The organism is Shewanella gelidii (assembly GCF_014647855.1).
Lineage (GTDB): Bacteria > Pseudomonadota > Gammaproteobacteria > Enterobacterales > Shewanellaceae > Shewanella > Shewanella gelidii.
The window spans coordinates 1-1,199 of sequence record NZ_BMPZ01000028.1; the positions used below are offsets into that span (position 1 = coordinate 1).

Consider the following 1,199-nt stretch of genomic DNA (forward strand, 5'->3'; position numbering starts at 1 on the left):
CGATACGACACAGATGAAACTCATTTGGGTTGTATGGTTAAGTGACTAAGCGTATACGGTGGATGCCTTGGCAGTCAGAGGCGATGAAGGACGTAGTAACTTGCGAAAAGCGTTGGCGAGCTAGTAACAAGCATTTGAGCTAACGATGTCCGAATGGGGAAACCCAATTGCATAAGCAATTATCCTGTAGTGAATACATAGCTGCAGGAGGCGAACCCGGGGAACTGAAACATCTAAGTACCCGGAGGAAAAGAAATCAACCGAGATTCCCCTAGTAGCGGCGAGCGAACGGGGATTAGCCCTTAAGCATAGAGGGTGTTAGTGGAATGTGTTGGAAAGCACAGCGATACAGGGTGATAGCCCCGTACATGAAAACTAACTTTATGTGAAATCGAGTAGGACGGGACACGTGACATCTTGTCTGAATATGGGGGGACCATCCTCCAAGGCTAAATACTCCTGACTGACCGATAGTGAACCAGTACCGTGAGGGAAAGGCGAAAAGAACCCCTGTGAGGGGAGTGAAATAGAACCTGAAACCGTATACGTACAAGCAGTGGGAGCGGTTCTTGAGACCGTGACTGCGTACCTTTTGTATAATGGGTCAGCGACTTACATTTTGTAGCGAGGTTAAGCGAATAGCGGAGCCGTAGGGAAACCGAGTGTTAACTGCGCGTTTAGTTGCAAGGTGTAGACCCGAAACCCGGTGATCTAGCCATGGGCAGGTTGAAGGTTGAGTAACATCAACTGGAGGACCGAACCGACTTATGTTGAAAAATGAGCGGATGACTTGTGGCTGGGGGTGAAAGGCCAATCAAACCGGGAGATATCTGGTTCTCCTCGAAAGCTATTTAGGTAGCGCCTCGTACGAACACCATTGGGGGTAGAGCACTGTTAAGGCTAGGGGGTCATCCCGACTTACCAACCCTTTGCAAACTCCGAATACCAATGAGTGCTATACGGGAGACAGACAGCGGGTGCTAACGTCCGTTGTCAAAAGGGAAACAACCCAGACCGTCAGCTAAGGTCCCCAAGTGTATGTTAAGTGGGAAACGATGTGGGAAGGCTTAGACAGCTAGGATGTTGGCTTAGAAGCAGCCATCATTTAAAGAAAGCGTAATAGCTCACTAGTCGAGTCGGCCTGCGCGGAAGATGTAACGGGGCTAAACATACCACCGAAGCTACGGGTTCAATACATT

The 1,199-nt window shown here is 49.2% G+C and carries 1 rRNA gene; it reads left to right on the forward strand.

Features of this window, described 5'->3' with window-relative positions:
* Positions 1–35 precede the first annotated feature (35 nt).
* Positions 36–1,199 (forward strand): 23S ribosomal RNA (locus IEY18_RS17285); the annotation flags it as partial.